The organism is Haloglycomyces albus DSM 45210 (assembly GCF_000527155.1).
Taxonomy (GTDB): Bacteria; Actinomycetota; Actinomycetes; order Mycobacteriales; family Micromonosporaceae; genus Haloglycomyces; species Haloglycomyces albus.
The window spans coordinates 2962859-2981245 of record NZ_AZUQ01000001.1 but is presented as its reverse complement, the minus strand read 5'-3'; the positions used below and the strand labels follow the sequence as shown (position 1 = coordinate 2981245).

The 18387-nt window shown below is 60.9% G+C and carries 15 protein-coding genes; 5 read left to right on the top strand and 10 right to left on the bottom strand.

Annotated features, from left to right (window positions below):
* Both glpK and HALAL_RS0113770 read left to right on the top strand, forming a co-directional pair.
* Positions 1-1494 carry a glycerol kinase GlpK gene (glpK, locus tag HALAL_RS0113775; protein WP_025274557.1) on the top strand — a complete coding sequence of 498 codons (1494 nt, stop codon included), beginning with the start codon at positions 1-3 and terminating at the stop codon, positions 1492-1494.
* Positions 1495-1728: 234 nt separating this feature from the next.
* A complete protein-coding gene (locus tag HALAL_RS0113770; RefSeq protein ID WP_025274556.1) occupies positions 1729-3291 on the top strand; it encodes a glycerol-3-phosphate dehydrogenase/oxidase in 1563 nt (520 codons plus the stop codon).
* Between the two features lie 45 nt (positions 3292-3336).
* Here the strand turns inward: HALAL_RS0113770 and HALAL_RS0113765 are convergent, their stop codons facing one another.
* From HALAL_RS0113765 to metH, 3 genes are all read right to left on the bottom strand, one after another.
* Positions 3337-4056 carry an HAD family hydrolase gene (locus HALAL_RS0113765; RefSeq protein WP_025274555.1) on the bottom strand — a complete coding sequence of 240 codons (720 nt, stop codon included), beginning with the start codon at positions 4054-4056 and terminating at the stop codon, positions 3337-3339.
* Between the two features lie 49 nt (positions 4057-4105).
* Positions 4106-4663, bottom strand: a complete 558-nt coding sequence (locus tag HALAL_RS0113760) for a thymidine kinase (RefSeq protein ID WP_025274554.1) — start codon at positions 4661-4663, stop codon at positions 4106-4108.
* A 72-nt stretch (positions 4664-4735) separates the two neighbouring features.
* Positions 4736-8233, bottom strand: a complete 3498-nt coding sequence (gene metH / locus HALAL_RS0113755) for a methionine synthase (protein ID WP_029768000.1) — start codon at positions 8231-8233, stop codon at positions 4736-4738.
* A gap of 359 nt (positions 8234-8592) precedes the next feature.
* Between metH and HALAL_RS0113750 the strand changes: the two genes are divergently transcribed.
* Positions 8593-10182 (top strand): HAL/PAL/TAL family ammonia-lyase, encoded by a 1590-nt coding sequence (locus HALAL_RS0113750; RefSeq protein WP_025274552.1) that lies wholly within the window; start codon positions 8593-8595, stop codon positions 10180-10182.
* A 68-nt stretch (positions 10183-10250) separates the two neighbouring features.
* Here HALAL_RS0113750 and HALAL_RS0113745 read toward each other — a convergent pair whose 3' ends face one another.
* The 3 genes from HALAL_RS0113745 to HALAL_RS0113735 form a co-directional block, all read right to left on the bottom strand.
* Complete coding sequence (locus HALAL_RS0113745) at positions 10251-11906, bottom strand: enoyl-CoA hydratase-related protein (protein WP_245598116.1); 1656 nt, start codon at positions 11904-11906, stop codon at positions 10251-10253.
* Between the two features lie 248 nt (positions 11907-12154).
* Positions 12155-13390, bottom strand: coding sequence for a cysteine--1-D-myo-inosityl 2-amino-2-deoxy-alpha-D-glucopyranoside ligase (gene mshC, locus HALAL_RS0113740; RefSeq protein ID WP_025274550.1), 1236 nt, complete (start codon positions 13388-13390; stop codon positions 12155-12157).
* Positions 13391-13502: 112 nt separating this feature from the next.
* Positions 13503-14366 (bottom strand): undecaprenyl-diphosphate phosphatase, encoded by an 864-nt coding sequence (locus HALAL_RS0113735; RefSeq protein ID WP_245598114.1) that lies wholly within the window; start codon positions 14364-14366, stop codon positions 13503-13505.
* Between the two features lie 127 nt (positions 14367-14493).
* On the opposite strand from HALAL_RS0113735, the gene HALAL_RS0113730 reads away from it, so the two are divergent.
* A complete protein-coding gene (locus tag HALAL_RS0113730) occupies positions 14494-15468 on the top strand; it encodes an aldo/keto reductase (RefSeq protein ID WP_025274548.1) in 975 nt (324 codons plus the stop codon).
* A gap of 53 nt (positions 15469-15521) precedes the next feature.
* On the opposite strand, the gene HALAL_RS0113725 is transcribed toward HALAL_RS0113730, so the two are convergent.
* From HALAL_RS0113725 to HALAL_RS0113710, 4 genes are read right to left on the bottom strand one after another with little or no spacing between them, the layout of a single operon-like run.
* On the bottom strand, positions 15522-16421 hold the full coding sequence (locus HALAL_RS0113725; protein WP_025274547.1) for an NAD kinase: 900 nt from the start codon (positions 16419-16421) through the stop codon (positions 15522-15524).
* A gap of 10 nt (positions 16422-16431) precedes the next feature.
* Entirely contained in the window at positions 16432-17211 is a 780-nt protein-coding gene (locus tag HALAL_RS0113720) for a TlyA family RNA methyltransferase (RefSeq protein ID WP_025274546.1), read from the bottom strand.
* A complete protein-coding gene (locus HALAL_RS18710; protein WP_156937749.1) occupies positions 17204-17365 on the bottom strand; it encodes a hypothetical protein in 162 nt (53 codons plus the stop codon). Before HALAL_RS18710 ends, HALAL_RS0113720 begins: the two co-directional genes overlap by 8 nt.
* Entirely contained in the window at positions 17362-17733 is a 372-nt protein-coding gene (locus tag HALAL_RS0113710) for a hypothetical protein (RefSeq protein WP_156937748.1), read from the bottom strand. Before HALAL_RS0113710 ends, HALAL_RS18710 begins: the two co-directional genes overlap by 4 nt.
* 265 nt (positions 17734-17998) lie before the next feature.
* On the opposite strand from HALAL_RS0113710, the gene HALAL_RS0113705 reads away from it, so the two are divergent.
* Entirely contained in the window at positions 17999-18337 is a 339-nt protein-coding gene (locus HALAL_RS0113705) for an SCP2 sterol-binding domain-containing protein (protein ID WP_025274544.1), read from the top strand.
* Positions 18338-18387: the final 50 nt, after the last annotated feature.

Genomic DNA, 18387 nt, shown 5'->3' with positions numbered 1-18387 from the left:
ATGTCACAGCAGTACATCGCCGCGATTGATCAGGGCACCTCGTCAAGCCGCTGCATTATCTTCGACCATGCGGGAACTATCGTAGCGGTCGACCAGAAGGAACACCGCCAAATCTATCCGCAGCCCGGATGGGTCGAGCACGACGCGGTGGAAATCCGCGACAATGTCGATGAGGTCGTCGAGGGGGCGCTGACCAAGAGCGGCATCGCTAAAGAGCAGGTAGCCGCCATTGGCATTACCAATCAACGTGAAACGACCGTCATCTGGGACAAAGAAACCGGCGAGCCCGTCTACAACGCGATCGTCTGGTTGGACACCCGCACCGATGACATCGTGCACGAACTCTCCGGCGACGAGGGAGCCGATCGCTTTCGTGACAAGTGCGGGCTTCCCCTCGCCACATACTTCTCAGGTCCCAAGATCCGGTGGCTGCTTGACAATGTCGAGGGCCTGCGCGAGCGCGCCGAACGTGGCGAGGTTCTGTTCGGGACCATGGACACGTGGGTGATCTGGAACCTCACCGGCGGGGTGCACGCCATCGATGTCTCCAACGCCAGCCGAACCATGCTGATGGATTTGGGAAGCCTGGATTGGGACCAAGAGATCCTGGACCAGATGGGAATTCCCGCCGCGATCCTTCCCGAAATCCGCTCGTCCTCGGAGATCTACGGCGAGGCGAAGGGGCCACTGTCAGGTGTTCCAGTCGCCTCCGCACTGGGTGACCAACAAGCGGCGTTGTTCGGGCAAACCTGTTTTGCTCCGGGTGAGGCCAAGTCCACCTACGGAACCGGTACGTTCATGCTGCTCAACACCGGTGAGCGTCCCGTCATGGAAGCTCGGGGCTCTCTGACCACTGTGGCGTACCAGTTGGGCGACGCTCCCGCTACCTACGCCCTGGAGGGTTCGATTGCCGTTACGGGAGCCCTGGTGCAATGGCTGCGTGACAACCTGGGATTGATCTCGTCGGCACCCGAAATCGAGACGCTGGCACGGACGGTGGAGGACAACGGCGGTTGCTATGTCGTTCCGGCGTTCTCCGGCCTGTTCGCCCCGCATTGGCGCGATGACGCACGCGGCGTCATCGTCGGCTTGACCGGCTATATCGAGAAGGGCCACATCGCACGTGCAGCTTTGGAGGCCGCCGTGTGGCAGACCCGAGAGGTAGCGGATGCCATGCAGGACGAGTCCGGCGTCTCACTGTCCGAGCTCCGCGTCGACGGCGGCATGACCGCCAACAATCTCTTGATGCAGGACTTGGCGGACGTTTTGGACGTTCCCGTCATTCGTCCGATGGTCGCCGAAACGACGTGCCTTGGGGCCGCCTATGCCGCCGGGCTCGCCGTCGGGTACTGGGACAGTGTCGAATCCCTACGCGAGAACTGGCACAAGGCGGCCGAATGGTCGCCGGACATGGATTCTCGGGAACGCGATCACGAATACCACCAGTGGAAGAAGGCCGTATCCCGGACGTTGGACTGGGTCGAGCGCGATTAGCAGCCGCCGATTTTAAGTCTGATATCGCCCGGTCGATTTTCCGGTAGGTGGGCGGTGGAGATTCACCATCGCCGTCCACCCACGGAGATGAGAATATTCTGCGGATCCGTGCGAGTCCGCTGACAACACCCACGGGAAAGTCGTTCACGAACTTCGCTCCGGTGTGACCCGTTGCCCGGTTCGCGTGCCCGGTCCCGTATTTCCGCTAGAACACCACTTCAGGAGGAGTCGATTATGGAATCTGATCAGCATCAACGGGTACGTGATCAACAGCGTGAGGTTTTTCGTTCCGGCCTGGGCCATGGAACGTTCGACGTATTGGTGATCGGGGGTGGGATTCTGGGGCTGTCGACGGCATGGACGGCGGCTCGTTCCGGCCTTCGGGTCGCCGTAGTGGACCGGGGCGATTTCGCCGGCGCGACTTCGTCGGCGTCTTCCAAACTGGTGCACGGCGGTCTCCGCTATATGGCGATGGGACAGGTCGGATTGGTTCGGGAGAATCATCAGGCTCGTCGGGAATTGGCCGATCATCTGGCACCGCACTTGGTTCGTCCCATGCCGTTCATGGTCCCGCTCTATCGGGGCGGACCGCACGGAAAGGCGGCCATCGGAGCCGGGGTGCTCCTGTATTCGGCCCTGTCGCGGTTCGGCGACGGCATGGGGCGTCTTGTCTCACCGACTAAATCACGCTCCACGGTTCCCGCTCTGCGCACGGATGGTCTCAAAGGTTCGGGGAAGTATTGGGATCATCAAATGAACGACGGCCGTCTCGCGATCTCGGTGGCACAGGCAGCGGTGGAATCCGGGGCCGTTCTCTTGAACCACACCGAGGTGGTGGGACTGCGCAGTTCCAATGGACGGGTGTGTGGTGCGGATTTGCGTGACCGACTCGATGAATCAGAGTTCGGCGTTTCAGCCGCCACGGTGGTCAATACGTCGGGCCCATGGGTGGATCATCTCCGTCGTATGGAGGACGCATCGGCACAACCGAGCGTGCGACTGTCCAAGGGCGCTCACGTGGTCGTCAAACAGAAGGATCCGTGGAAAGCGGCGGTCACCACTCCGATCGACGATGTGCGGGTCTCCTTTGCCATTCCTTGGGAAGGGCACCTCCTTCTGGGTACGACCGACGAGGAATACGAGGGCGACCCCGGTCAGGTGCGCGCCACTGACGACGACGTCGACCAGATTCTCAGCGAGGCGTCCTTTTCATTGATGGGACAGCAACTGTCCCGAGACGACATCACGTACCGTTTTGCGGGCCTGCGAGTGCTGCCACTGGGCGACGGCGATACGAAGAGCGCTTCACGCGAGACGGTGGTCTCCGTCGGCTCCAAGGGCATGATCAGCGTGGCCGGCGGAAAGTGGACTACTTTCGTTCACATCGGTCATAAAATCGTCGAAGCGGTGCGTGCACAGTTGCCCGGGGTAGGACCTATCGTTCCTCCGACTCCACTCCCGGGTGCCGCACAGCCCGGTTTGGTCAGTCGCGTGATTCGTGCGGCTCATCCGCAACTGCCCGAGGCGACGGTGCGGCATTTGTCGCGCCATTACGGTTCACAGAGTCACCGCGTACTGGCTTTGGCAGAGTCTGACCCACGTCTATTGGAACCGATCCACCCCGACGGCCCGGATATTTGGGCGCAGGTCGTGTGGGCGATTCGCCACGAGTGGGCGCACAGCGTCGAGGACGTGCTGCGGCGGCGCACGACCGTCACGGTTCGTGGCCTGGACACCCAGGCGGTTCGCCAGGACGTGGAACGGATGATCGCCGCGGATTCCTTGATAGGCGTCTAAATACTTCCGTCGGGACCGGTCGGTCGGATCGGTCCCGATCTACGTCTACGGTCGAACGGCACAGTCGAAGAGTCCGCTCAGATCGTAATTGTCGAGCGTGTCGCAGCGGCGCAGCTTTAGCTCGGCGTCGAGATCGACATCCGACGGCACCGCTACCACGTGGGCACCCGCCGACATCGCCGACCGCAGTCCGGTGGACGAATCCTCCACGACGACGCACTGTTCGACGTCCACCTCCAGCAGTCGTGCCGCCGTAGCGTACGGCTCGGGGTGGGGTTTGGGATGTGTCACCTCCGTCGAGGTAATGGTGTGGTCGAAATAGTGCCGCCCGATATGCGGCAACAGGTGCTCGGTAAGGGCGCGATTGGTAGACGTCACGAGAGCCTGTTTGATTCCCGCCGCGCAGGCTTGATCCAGTAGCGCCTGTGCCCCGGGTTTATGTTCCACACCGGCGTCGAACCGGGCACTGATCTTGTCGTTCATGAGGGTACGAATGTCGTCGGCACGCTCGGGCCCAAGACCTATGACGTCGAGAATGATCGGGACGCTGTGGTGTTCTGCGGCACCGATCAGACTGTTTCGGATGTCGGTGGTCATGGTCTGTCCGTATGCGGCGAGGATTTCAATGATGACCTCGTCCCAGAGCGGTTCGGTATCGACGAGGGTACCGTCCATGTCCCAGAGGATCGCCTGCGGATAATCGTTCACATCCTCGAGGATACGTGCTCGGTGGGACAGGTCGAACCGTCGCGTGAGTTGATTCATGCCCGTACTCCGTCCTTCACACCTCAGCGGCTTGAATTCGACCATTCTGTCAAGCCAAGCCGGCTCGGTGGTGTTTTCGGCACAGAACCGTGTAACTGTCCATGTCCCCGATCTCGACGACGTCGCCCTGGAAAACCATCACACCGTCGCGCACCCGCGCATTGTGCGTACCGCGAGCGCCGCACCAGCAGCGCACGGGCACCGGTAGCTCTTCGACCCGATCGGCAAGTTCGAGGAGGCGTGCCGAAGCCGGGAAGAGACGTCCGAGGAAGTCGGTTTTCAGCCCAAAGGCGTAAACGTTGATTTTAAGGCCGTCCACGGCGTCGGCGAGATGATTGATTTGTTTCGGCGCGTTCAGAAACTGCACCTCGTCGACGACGACGTATTCGGGCTGCAGTTCGGCCAGTTGATCGTAAATATCGAGGTCGGGGGCGACCTCCCGGGCCTCATGAGAGAGCCCGATGCGACTGGAGATCATCCCGCTCCCACTGCGATCAAGACAGGTGTACAGCACACCGTTGCCTCCCAGAGAGTGATGGTACTGGAGGGCCAGGGTGGATTTTCCGGCGTCCATCACGCCGAGATACGCGACTAGTTCATACGACACGATTGGCTATTGTGACCTGCCCGGATGATGCGCATCCGGGCAGGGGTGCTGCAGCGTGTTCGACGACTCCGTCTACTTGGCGTTGAAGTAACTGGCTTCCGGGTGGTGCAGGATCACCGCGTCGGTCGACTGCTCCGGGTGCAGTTGATCGCCCTCGGACAATTGCACCCCAATGCGATCCGCACCGAGGATGTCGACCAGGACGGCCCGGTCGGCGAGATTGGGACACGCGGGGTACCCGAATGAATATCGGCAGCCTGCGTACTCGGTGCGGAACATGCCTCCGATGGATTCCGGGTCTGAGTCGGCGACGGCTCCTCCTTGCGGGTATTGCCACTCACCCCGCACCCGGGCGTGCCAGTATTCGGCCAGTGCTTCGGTCAACTGCACGGTGAGGCCGTGAACTTCCAGGTAGTCGCGGTACTCGTCGTTTTCGAACAGCTTGTTGGTGTAGTCGCTGACTTGGCTGCCCAAGGTCACCAGTTGCATGGCGATCACGTCGAGATCGTCACCGTCTTTGGGGTGGAAGAAGTCGGAGAGGCAAAGACGCTTGTCGTGACGTTGACGTGGGAAGTCGAAGCGCGCGATCTGCTTGTCTCGATCCTCGTCGAGGACGACGACGGAGTTGCCCTCGGCGTAGGCGGGATAATACCCGTACACGATCTGTGGATCCAGAACATTGTCGGCGGCCAGTCGCTCCAGCCAGTAACGCAGTCGCGGCCGGCCCTCGGTCTCGACCAGTTCCTCGTATCCGGGCCCCTCTGTGCCCCGGGTGCCTTTCAGACCCCATTGCCCGAGGAACGTGGCGCGTTCGTCGAGGAAGGCGGCGTAATCGGCTTGTGGGAGGCCCTTGACGATGCGGTTCCCCCAGAACGGCGGTCGGGGTACCGGGTTGTCCAGGCTCGTATCGGAGCGAACAGTCGTGTCGTCGAGGGACGGTAGCTGCTCACGCTTGAGATTCTTGGTCCGTTCTCGGCGTCGCCGACGTGCCGCGATTTTGGCTTTCTGTTCCTCGGTGAGGATCTCACCGATATCGCCGCGCTGGTGTGCCATAAGCCGGTCCATGAGTTCCAGACCCTCGAAGGCGTCACGGGCATAATGGACCTCACCGTCGTCGAAGTTCTCCCGCAGGTCGTCTTCAACGTACGAACGCGTCAGTGCGGCACCGCCTAGAAGAACCGGCCAACGGCCCGCGAGCCCACGGGCGGTGAGTTCGGCCAGGTTGTCTCGCATGATGACGGTGGATTTGACCAGCAACCCGCTCATCCCGATCGCATCCGCCCCGTGCTGTTCGGCGGCGTCGATGATATCGCCGATGGGCTGTTTGATACCGAGGTTGACGACGCTGTATCCGTTGTTGGACAGGATAATGTCGACGAGGTTCTTCCCAATATCGTGGACGTCGCCTCGTACGGTGGCCAGGACGATCGTGCCCTTTCCGTCGGCGTCGTCCTGCTCCATGTGGGGTTCGAGCTGTGCGACGGCGGTTTTCATGGTTTCAGCGCTCTGCAGTACGAACGGCAGTTGCATTTGACCGGAGCCGAAACGATCACCGACGATCTTCATGCCTTCCAGAAGGTGCCGGTTGATGATGTCGAGCGCGGAATGACGACTCAAGGCGGCGTCGAGGTCCTGCTCGAGACCGTCTTTATTACCGTCGATGATGCGCTGAGCGAGACGTTCTTCCAGAGGAAGCGCGTTCAGCGCCTCTGCCCGCGCCGCCTTGGAGCCCTTGGTGGTCACCCCGTCGAATAGTTCAATCAGCTGTTGTAGTGGGTCGTAGTCCTCGCCACGCCGATCGTAGACGAGGTCGAGAGCGACTTCTTTTTGTTCGTCGGGGATTTGGCCCATGGGGAGAATCTTCGTGGAATGCACGATCGCGGAGTTCAATCCAGCGCTGACGCACTCGTGCAGGAAGACCGAATTGAGCACCTGTCGAGCCGCCGGGTTCACTCCAAAGGAGATGTTGGAAATCCCCAGAGTGAAATTGATGCCCGGATACCGTCGTGCGATCTCCGTTATAGCGGCGATCGTCTCCAAGCCGTCGCGGCGGGTCTCCTCTTGACCCGTGGTTACGGGGAAGGTCAGGGCGTCGATGAAGATGTCCTCAACGTTCATTCCCCAGGTGCCTGTGAGTTCGGAGATCAGCCTTTCGGCAACCCGGACCTTCCAGTCCCGGTCACGGGCCTGACCGTCCTCATCGATGCAGAGAGCGACAACGGCCGCCCCATGCTCGGCCACGATCGGCATAATCCGTTGGAAGCGCGACTCGGGTCCGTCACCGTCTTCAAAATTGACCGAGTTGATGACACAGCGACCACCCAACTGCTCGAGACCCGCCTCGATCACGGCCGGCTCCGTGGAGTCCAGCATGATCGGCAGGGTGGAGGCGGTGGAAAAGCGCCCGGCCAATTCGGCCATATCCACCGTGCCGTCCCGTCCGACGTAGTCGACACAGAGATCGAGCAGGTGCGATCCGCCCTGATTTTGTTCCCGAGCTATGTCGACACAGGCATCCCAGTCCGCGTCCAGCATGGCTTCCCGGAATGCTTTGGACCCATTGGCGTTTGTGCGCTCCCCGACGTTGAGAATCGTCGCGTCCTGTCGGAAGGGGACGTGATGATAGCTGGACGATACCCCGGGTTCCGGCTGTGGAGAGCGGGATACGGGTGTCCGACCGTTCAGACGTTCGGTGACCGCCTTGATGTGTTCGGGGGTCGTCCCACAACAACCACCGACCAGAGTGAAGCCGTAATCGGCGGTGAATTCGTCCAGCGCCTCCGCAAGCTCATCCGGTTGCAGCGGAAAGTAGGCGCCGTCTGAGGACAATTGGGGGAGCCCGGCGTTGGGCATGACCGACAGCGGCAGCCGCGAATGGCGCGAGAGATACCGCAGATGCTCGGTCATTTCCGCGGGTCCGGTCGCACAGTTGAGGCCGACCATGTCCACACCGAGTGCGGTAAGACTGGTCAGTGCGGCCCCGATCTCGCTCCCAACCAGCATCGTTCCCGTGGTCTCCACCGTCACGTGAGCGATGATCGGGACGTGGATATCGGTAGAGGCGATGGCGCGGTGCGCGCCGATCACGGCCGCCTTCGTCTGCAAGAGATCTTGACTGGTTTCCACCAGCAGGGCGTCGGATCCGCCTCGAAGCAGACCGCGAGCGCAGTCGGCGTACGAATCCCGTAGCCGGGCGAACGGCGCGTGGCCCAAGCTGGGGAGCTTGGTTCCCGGGCCCATTGAACCGAGAACGTATCGCGGTTTCTCCTCGGTGGAGAAGGCGTCGCAGGAGTCGCGCGCCAAGCGAGCGGCGGAATAAGCCAGTTCCTCTGCCCGTTCCACGATGTCGTATTCGACCAATCCACCGAAGTTGGCGTTGAAGCTGTTGGTCTCAATCGCGTCGGATCCGGCTTCAAGAAAGGCGTCATGCACCGACGTCACAATATCGGGCCTGGTCAGGCACAACATGTCGGAACAGCCTTCGTAGCCGTCGTAATCGGCCTCCGTGGGGTCGAAGGTGTGCAGCATCGTCCCCATACCGCCGTCGGCGACAAGGACACGATGGGACAGGTGCTGATAGAAAGCGCTCGCACGCCGTTTTTCGGCGTGAACGACATGATCGGTAACTGACACCCCTCAAGATTACGAGTTCCGGTTCCTTTTTGGGAAGCGCGTACCAAGGTTTGGGACACCGCGTTGCACGGTACCGGTATTACCGTCGAGATCGACATACCTTTCGTTCAAGGGACGGTAATTTTCGAACGTTCGGGCCCCCTGTTGTGGACCGATTTTTAGTACACTCAAGGACAACACGGCTGAGACACTTATCTCAGTACCGAATGGTATGGGGACTTGCGGCGTCCCCGTTTCGATGCCGACCCCCGGTATCAGTACTGAACCTATTGGCCTACAGGCGAAAGGTGCCACCCATGACGACCATCGACATCGACGGTTACAACCTCACCATCGACCAACTCACCCGTCTCGCCCGCGACCCGGACGTGACGGCTCGTCTCGCGCCCGACGCGTCAGATCGCATGCAAGCCAGTGCCGACCTGCGCGCCGAGCTCGTCGCCAGTAATACCGCCATCTACGGGGTCACCACCGGTTTCGGCGACAGCGCCCGGACGTTGATTTCCGCAGACCAGGCCGATGCGCTGCAAGGTGACCTCATCCGCTTCCTCCTGTCCGGCCAGGGAGAAACCACCCCGCATTCGGTAACGCGCGCCATGATCGCGGTCCGCGCCAATTGTCTGGCGCGCGGGGTGTCCGGAGCCCGTCCATTGATCGCTGAAATGCTGGTGGATTTGTTGAACCACAACATCACTCCCCTGGTCCCACAGCGCGGTTCAGTAGGTGCCTCGGGAGACCTGGTTCCGTCGGCCTACCTTGCCGAGACCCTCATGGGCGAGGGCTCGGTACATTTCAACGGCACCACCACGACCGCCGCTGCCGCCCTGCAGGCCATCGGTCTCCGCCCTGTCAAACTGCAAGCCAAAGAAGCATTGGCCCTGGTAAACGGAACCTCGTTCATGACCGCCTACGCCGCGCTCTCCCTCCACGCGGCCCGTGAACTGGCGTTGGGTGCCGACGCCTGCACCGCACTGACGTCACAGGTACTAGGCGGATTCGCCGCGCATTTCGCGTCCTTCCTCACCGACCACAAACCTCACCCCGGACAGATCGCCAGCGCCGCACTCGTCTCCACTCTGCTCGAGGGCTCAACCATGTCCGGCCAGGCCGAACAGCATGTCCCGGGAGACACTAAAGAAGTTCGCAAACTCAATCGACAAGTGCAGGACCGATATTCGGTACGTTGCGCACCGCATGTCACCGGGGTACTGCGCGACACCGTGGAATGGGCGAGCCGCTGGGTCGAAACGGAAATCAATTCGGCGAACGACAATCCATTGTTCGACGTCGACAGTGGCGAAGTATTCAGTGGCGGAAACTTCTACGGCGGCCATGTCGTCGCGGCCATGGACGCCTTGAAGGTCGCCGTCTCCTCGGTAGCCGACCTCATGGACCGACAGTTGGCGCTGATCGTCGACGACAAGTTCAACAACGGCCTACCCTCCAACCTCGTCGACGAGCACCGAGACGAGACGGGAATGAGTCATGGCTACAAGGGAATGCAGATCGCATGTTCGGCGCTCGCAGCCGAAGCGCTGAAGAACTCCACCCCGGCAACGGTATTCTCTCGGTCAACCGAGTCTCACAATCAGGACAAGGTCTCCATGGGGTCCATAGGAGCGAGGGACGCTTGGAATGTGGTCGACCTGACCCGCAACGCCATGGCCATTCACCTGCATGCTCTCTGTCAAGGAGCGGAGCTGCGCGGCAGCGAACGCCTCTCTCCCGCGACCAAGGTCCTGTGGGATTCGGTGCGTGACAAAGTCGATTTCCTGGTGGCCGATCGCCCCTTGGACCGGGAGATCGCCTTGTTGGCGGACCTGATAGACGACGGCGGCTTCAGTCAAACGATCGGCAAATACGACGGCTCAAGCAAAGACGATTAACGATATACGGTGATGGGCGCCCGAGAACATCGGGTGCCCATCACACGAAAAGCCAATCCGGGGTCCTGTCAGGCGAATCGAAGGTGGGGCGGGGTTTCGGAGGCGGGGCGTTTGAAGACAAAGTCCCTGCGTTTCTCGGCGAATCCGTTCCTATTGTCGTAAAAGTCTCGTGCCATCTCCGCCAGTTCAAGCGTTCGATGGTAGGTCAGGGGACGTGCCGATCGGCGGGCGAGCGCACCGTGCCGTAGCTGTTCCCGCAGCCGGTCGTCTTCCAACGCCTGAGCCCGCTGGGTCAGCCACCGGACGTAGGAGTCCCACTGTCGCGGCCCGACGGCATCGACCAGCCCCAGGTCCAGCGCACGCCGTGCCGAGACGGGTAGCTTGTCGTTCAGCAACCGATGGGCCGTTTCCAGGCCCACGCGGGCTGGCAGGCTCCACGAGTGCAGTTCGGACCCGTACAGTCCCATGTCGTAATAGGGATTGAGTACGGCTCCTTCACGGGCGTATACGACGTCGGCGGCCAAGGCGGTCATCACGCCGCCCGCCCCCGCGTTGGTGGATATCGAAGCGACGGTGAGTTGGCGGGCTTCGGCCAGGGCGGCGCACAGATCGTCGATGGCATTGATGTTGTTCCACGCTTCCTGAGCGGGGTCCACCGCGGCCTCGATGGCACCTAGGTGAATGCCGTTGGAGAAACAGTGTTCCGTACCGGTGACGACGAGGGTGTGGGTGCTTTCGGTAAGTGCCTTTTCCACCGCGGTGGTGATGCGCTCGCACTGTTCGGTGTGCATGGCCCCGTTGTAGGAGCGAATGGTGAGCACGCCGACGTCACCGATACGCTGATAGTCGGTTTCGCTCAGTTCTTCGGGAACGTTGCGATGCGGCAGAGTGGTGCTTGGTACTCCTCCGACGGATATGACGTGACCGGCCGGCTGTTTGATACCCCGTTTGTTGTCGGTGAGTTTGGCGGCATAGCCGACCCATACCAGGCCACCGTTCGCTCCCACCGCAATGCGATCACCGTCTCGCGCCACGACGGTTCCGGGACGCACCGAGTACGTGATGTCCTCGTGGGTGGCGTCGAACAAACAGTAGTCTCTGCCGTTGATAACCGCAGGCGCTCCGGGAGCTCCGTCGGCGGCGGCTATGCGACGGCAGATCTCTTCAGGCGTATCAGACCAGTCGATGGCGAAATCTTTACGACGCAAGAGAGGTCGTTCGCCGGTATCGGGGATTTCTCTCGGATAGACCTCCGGCGGAGTGGGGCGGGGATTCCCCTGTGCGACCGTGGCGACCACGTCATCGATGCAGGCCATAGCGGCGTCGGCGACATGGGAGTTGTACAGTGCGCTTTTCGAAATCGGGGGTGAGGGCATGGTGAAATTGTGGCTGGACCAGATCGGTCCCGCATCCATGGCTTCGATTGCCGACAGGGCCGTCACTCCCCAGCGCACACGCTCGTCGAGGATCGCGTGATCGAGCGACGAGGGGCCGCGATCGCCGGCGGGACCGGGATGCACGATGACGGTCGGGTAATGGCCCCATACGGATTCGGGTACCCGGTGTTTCAGAAAGGGGCAGAGAATGAGGTCGGGGTCGTGTTGTCGGACAAGTTCGGTCATGGACTCGTCGGTATGGGTCGGGGCGAGTTCGACGCCCACCGTGTGCCCCTCTTCACGCAGATGGCACCAAGCACGCTGAGTGAGCCCGTTAAACGCTGACACTAGCAATAGGATTTTCAATGCTGACTCCTCGATTGTCAGGAGTCGGCGACGCTTGTTTAAGCGTATACAGAAGCCGACTCGTTAGACAAGAGGAGCGGGGTCGTCACCGTGGCCCCGCTCCGAATCCCGTCTCATCGCCTGTCCGACGATCGTTCGGCCCGATCGTCTGTCGTGAGCCGAACGATCGTCGGCCGACCAGACCGGTTTCAATTCTTGAACGTTCGCGAGTCAGAATCCTACCGCAGGAACTAGAGTTCGATACCAAGAAGGGCGGCAATGGTGTCACGTGCCAGAATCGGAGCGGACGGATCAGTACCGCCGTCACGTTCGACCTCTTCCACCCATGCATCGACCGCAGCCAGGGCCCGTGGAGTATCCAGGTCGTCGGCAAGATGCTGCCGGACACGGCACAACATCTCTCCGGCGGGTAGAGCGGTATCGCGTCGCACCGCCGCACTCCAGCGTGCCAACCGCTGCTTGGCTTCGGCCAGGACTTGATCGCTCCACTGCCGGTCGCTGCGATAGTGACCGGTCAGCAGCCCGAGGCGTACCGCGTTGGGGTCGACTCCGTCCGCTCGTAGTCGTGATACAAACACCAGGTTTCCCAGACTTTTCGACATCTTTTCGCCGTCCAGTCCGATCATTCCGGTGTGAACGTAGGCTCGTGCGAAAGGCCGTTCCCCACTCAGAGACTGCGCATGCGACGCCGACATTTCGTGGTGGGGAAAGATCAGGTCCGTCCCACCGCCTTGTAGATCAATGGAATCGGACAGGTAGCCCATGGCTATCAAGCTGCATTCGATGTGCCAGCCGGGACGGCCCGGTCCAACCGGTGACTCCCATTGCGGCTCTCCCTCTTTCGGGGCATTCCAGAGGATCGGGTCCAGAATGTTTCGCTTACCCTCACGGTCGGGGTCACCGCCGCGTTCGCCGAAGAACTTCACCATCGTGGAGTGATCGTAATTCGATTCGGCGCCGAAATCGGCTTCGGAATCCACGGAATAGTAGACGTCACCTGATTCATGCCGGTACGCATGCCCGGTTTCCAAGAGGCGCGCCACCGCCTCGCCTATTTCAGGAATCGTTTCAATCGCTCCGACGAAATGATCGGGGGGCACGATACCGAGCGCTGCCATGTCCTCGCGGTACAGCGCCGTCTCTCGCAGGCCGAGGACACGCCAGTCCTCCCCGTCACGTTCCGCACGCTCGAAGAGCGGTTCGTCCACGTCGGTGACGTTCTGCGCGTATCGCACCCTGATTCCCTGGTCACGCCAATAGCGAGCGACCAGGTCAAATGTGATCATCGTGGCGGCGTGCCCCAGATGAGTCGCATCATACGGAGTGATACCACACACATACAGGGTTGCCTCGGTCGCCTCAGGGCGTAGAGGATTGATGACTTCCTGGCTGGAGGTGTCGAAAAGCCGAAGCGGCTCGCCTTTGCCGGGCAAGGAGGCGATTTCAGGTGCGTTCCACGAGTCCATAAACGATCCTATTTTCTAGCTGTCGCGCTATCATCACTGTTCAACTGATTCACCGTGGTACCGAGCGAGTTCGGCGCAACTCCCGTCGGTTCGTCGGCCACGGGACGTCCGCTTAGCCGGATACCGCACCAGTAGCGGCAATAACCAGCAAAAACGCCCCAAATCCCAGGCGGTAGTATACGAACGGCATGAATGTGTGCTTCGATACGAACTTCATCAGCCAAGCCACCGAAGCGTAAGCCACCACGCCCGATACCAAGGCACCGACGAGTAGGGAAACCAGCGGCACCGATGCTCCAAACGCCTCATCGGCCTCCAAAATTCCCGCGCCCACTAGTGCGGGAATCCCCAGAAAGAACGCCAGCCGGGTAGCCGCGACACGATCAAGATCTCGGAGCAGACCTCCGGTCATCGTTGCCGCCGACCGAGAAACGCCGGGAAACAAAGCGAGCACCTGCATCAGTCCCACAAAAACCGCGTCCTTCATCGAGACGTGCGATTCGGTACGCTGATGAGTGGCGACACGTTCACCCCACCACATGACGAATGAAAACCCGATCATGCCCACGGCCACGATCCAAATGTTCATGACCTTGTCGATGTAGTCGGACAATATGAGGCCCGCGATGACGATGGGAATCGTTCCCACGATCACATACCATCCGAACCGGTAGTCCATTCCCCGGTGCTGAGGTTGAAACACGCCTTTGCACCAGCCGACTGAAATACGCAGGATGTCTTGGAAGAAATACACCAAAATGGCAAGGATCGCCGCCCCCTGAATGAGGGCGTTGAAGGCGATGAACGCCCGGTCGGACGGATCCAAGCCGATAAAGTCCGCCGTCACGACCAGGTGACCGGTCGAAGAAATCGGGAGAAACTCGGTAATACCCTCAACGATCCCCAGCACGACCGCCTGCCAGATCTCCAATGTTCTTTCCTCACAGATATCGATGGGAAGCTCAATTGACTGCACAGTCTATCCGCCTCAATGCGATGGACGCGGCCACACTGAAACCGGTGCGCCACACATCTCATGACCGACGACCAACGGAACGCCCGCGGACTGGAACTTCCCCGACCCTACGGGTACTTTTAGGTCTATGGAACGTAGACCTTTGGGCCGCAGTGGTTTGGAAGTCTCCTGTATGGGCTTGGGCACCATGACGTGGACGACCGATGAAGTGGGTATGGAAGACGCCGCCGGACAACTCATCACCTTCCTGGAAGCGGGCGGAACACTCGTCGACACCGCCGACGTCTTCGGAGGGGGAACGGCCGAGTCCGTCCTCGGGCAACTCACCAAATCCGTGGTAGACCGCTCACAGCTGCACATCGTCACCAAGGCCGGGGTGCGCACCGACAGCACCAATCGTAATCGCGACACCTCGCGCACCTGGCTACTTCGTGCACTGGACGACTCGCTCAAACGGCTCCAAACCGACTACGTCGACGTCTGGCTCCTGCACGTCTACGACCCGGATACCCCGTTGGAAGAGACCATGGCGGCCCTGGACACCGCGTGGCGAAGCGGCCGAGCTCGCTACGTCGGTCTGTCCAATCACACCGGATGGCAAACCGCCCGAGCCGCTACCTGGCAGTCCGCCTGGCCCGGTCGAGCGCCGATCGTGGCCACCGAAGTGGAGTACTCTCTCCTTGAACGCGGGGTGGAACGCGAGGTCCTGCCCGCAGCATTGGCGATGGAGCTCGGACTGCTGGCTTGGTCGCCTCTCGGTCGTGGGGTCCTCACGGGAAAATACCGCTACGGCCGTCCCGCCGACTCCCGCATCAATTCCGCCTCGTGGAGTCGCTTTGTCAAAACCTACCTCGACGAACGAAGCGCCGCCATCGTCGAGGCCGTATCCACCGCGGCCGACGGCCTGGGAGTCAGTCCGCTGGAGGTCGCCCTTGCCTGGGTGCGCGACCAACCGGGAGTGTCCTCAGCCATCGTGGGGGCGCGCAACGCCGGACAGCTCAAAGCCTCCCTCGGCAGCGACCAACTCTTCCTGCCACCTGAAATTCGCTTGGCCCTGGACGATATATCCCTACCGCAGGTCGGCTACCCCGAAAACCATTAAGAACCGCTGACCGTTCGGTGCGGCAATTCAACGTCGCAACGGGAATCGACGCCTCAACGATTATTGCGCCAACCCTCGACCGGAATCGCCAATTTGGACACCAGACGTTGCGGATACGAACGGTTGGACATACGCACCAAGTGAACCGGGCGATCGCTACTCGTAATATCCACTGTTGACCCGGCCGGTAGCGTCGCCATCGGCTTCCCGTCGGCAATAAGCGCCGCTGGAGTCAGGGACGATTCCACCCCAATGGTGATCTTGGCACTCGGATGGGTGACGAGCGGTTTGGTGAACAGGGCGTGCGCATTGACCGGGACCAATAGTAGGGCGTCGACGTTGGGCCACATGACAGGACCACCGGCCGACATGGCGTGAGCGGTGGAGCCGGTCGGAGTCGAACACAAGACGCCGTCGCACCCGTAGCGAGAAACGCGAGTCCCGTCCACCTCCACATACACTTCCAACATGCGCGCGGGTTCAGCCTTCTCCACTGCGATGTCATTGAACGCCCACGAGGTCCATACACCGCCTTTGCCGTCACGGGCATGAACGCTCAACGTCGTCCGTTCCTCCACGGCAAAGTCGCCCCGCAACAGCCGATCCAAGACGGTGGGCAGTTCCCCGGTCTCGGCCTCCGCGAGAAAACCGACCTTTCCCAAATTGATGCCCAACAGTGGTAGACCCGCTTCGCCTGACAAAGAGGCCGAACGCAGAACGGTACCGTCACCGCCCAGAGCAATGACCATGTCGGCCTTGCCTGTCGAGTGTGAATCCGACACTTCAATGATGCCGGGATCGCACAGATTGGCCATGGTTCCCGGGACGATGCGTACGGCTACCTTGTTGGCCCGCAAGGTATGTGCTATCGATTCGGCAAGTTCGCCCACGTCCTCCCGAAACGGGTGTGTCGTGACGAGAACTCGTTGGGGTGCAGCATTCAATTCAGACACCGCTCGCTCCTTAGGCTGCGTCCACTATCGCCCGAATCGCCTCAGGCTCCAGATCGGGTTGACCGTACTTCATGTGCGCGAAAAACTCTACATTGCCCGACGGACCCGGCAGGGGACTCGCAGCCACCCATTGGGTATTCCACCCCACAGCCTTCCCGGCCTCCACGACGTCCATGACAGCCGCGTACCGCAAGTCGGGATCGGTCACCACACCGCTAGCACCAATCCGTTCTTTTCCCACTTCAAACTGCGGTTTGATCATCGGCAACAGCGAACCGTGTAGGTGCGTACACGAGGCCAGGGCCTCCAGCACCTTCGTCAACGAGATGAAGGACAGATCGGCCACAGTAAGGTCGACCTTTCCACCTATATCACCGTCCGAAATGAATCTCACGTTCGTGTGATCGTGGACGGTCACTCGGTCGTCGTCCGCCATTTCCGCGCGCAACTGAGCCTGGCCAATGTCGACCGCCACCACACGGAGAGCTCCGGCCCGCAGCAGGACATCGGTAAAGCCACCGGTGGAGGCTCCCGCGTCAAGACATACTTTGCCGTCCGGATCAATACCCGCCTGCGCCAGTACGGGTTGCAGCTTCCCCGCGCCCCGGGACGCATACGGCGTCGGCCCTTCTCGTTCGATGACGTCCGTATCCGTGATGGAACGCGACGGTTTGGTGACCGGCGTCTTATTGACCATGACGACACCCTGCTTGATCAAGTTGTGCGCCTGCGTTCGGGAAGGCGCCAACCCCATGTTCACCAGGGCCACATCCAAGCGAATGTCAGGCATCGTCAACGTCCGCAAGGAGATCCGACAGTTGACGTTGCACCGTGTCGAATACCGCGACGTGTTCGGTCACCGGAATCTCTTGCAACGACTCCAGGCTGGAGAGAACGGAACTCAGATCATCGTCAATATCACTGTGCCGTATCTGCTCGGTCATCGCCGATCCTTCTCATCGTCGTCCTTTGCCAATGCCGCCTTGGCCTCCAGTTGGAGGACCCTGCGACGCAGGGAGGCTATGTCGTCCTGGGCCCGTTTAAGTTTGGCATCCATGCGATTGGTCTGCGCCTGAGTTTGGCGCACTTGATCGTCGAGGTCGTCGCGGGACTCGGGTTCGGTCTGGTCCGGGTCGCGATGATAGCCGAACTTTCCGGCCACACCGTCAACGCCGTCGCGCACCCAAGTACGCGCCTCCTGCCAACGGGGGTTGGTTTCCATCCAGCGATCGCTCGCATTCTTCACCCGTCGCATCGCTGCCGCGGCCGTACCCGCCGCGGATTCCATATACGCCTGTACCGTATGAGTCATCATTACCGGATTCCACCTCTCTGTCGGAACTCAGACCCCGGTGTCGGTTTCGCACTGGGGATGCGGATAACCCATTGTGCCTTAATCGAGCACACCCCCGCACCTCAACGGTACCGACCGGGGCCTCGCACAAAGTATCTATACTGGCGAGTAACATAGAGCCGGGATACCATGAGATCCATGTGAAGGTCACCACCGGCGTCGCCATCGTGTTATCGGGACGCCTGTGAGGAACAGAAGTACAGTCAACCGCAAAGGAGCACCCATGACCACTGCCGCCGAGTGCCACGACGCTTTGGAGAAATTCGGCGAATTGCTGGCCTCCAAACCCAAGACCGCCAAAAAGCTATCCGGTTTCGATCGCACGCTTGCCTGCGACGTCACCGACCTCGACGTGTCGTTCAACGGACGTTTCGACAAGGGCAAGCTCGTCGACATTGCCGAAGGCGACAACGACGATGCCCAAATTCGCATGATCGTCTCCTCCGACGACCTCCAGGCGCTTGTCGACGGTGAGCTCGACTTCAAAAAGGCGTTCACGTCCGGCCAGGTGAAGGTCAAAGCCAACATGATGGACATGATGAAGCTGGGCAGCGCCCTCTAACGTCCTGCTCTACGTGTCACCGAGCGGGTCTTGTCGGGCGGCTGAGAACA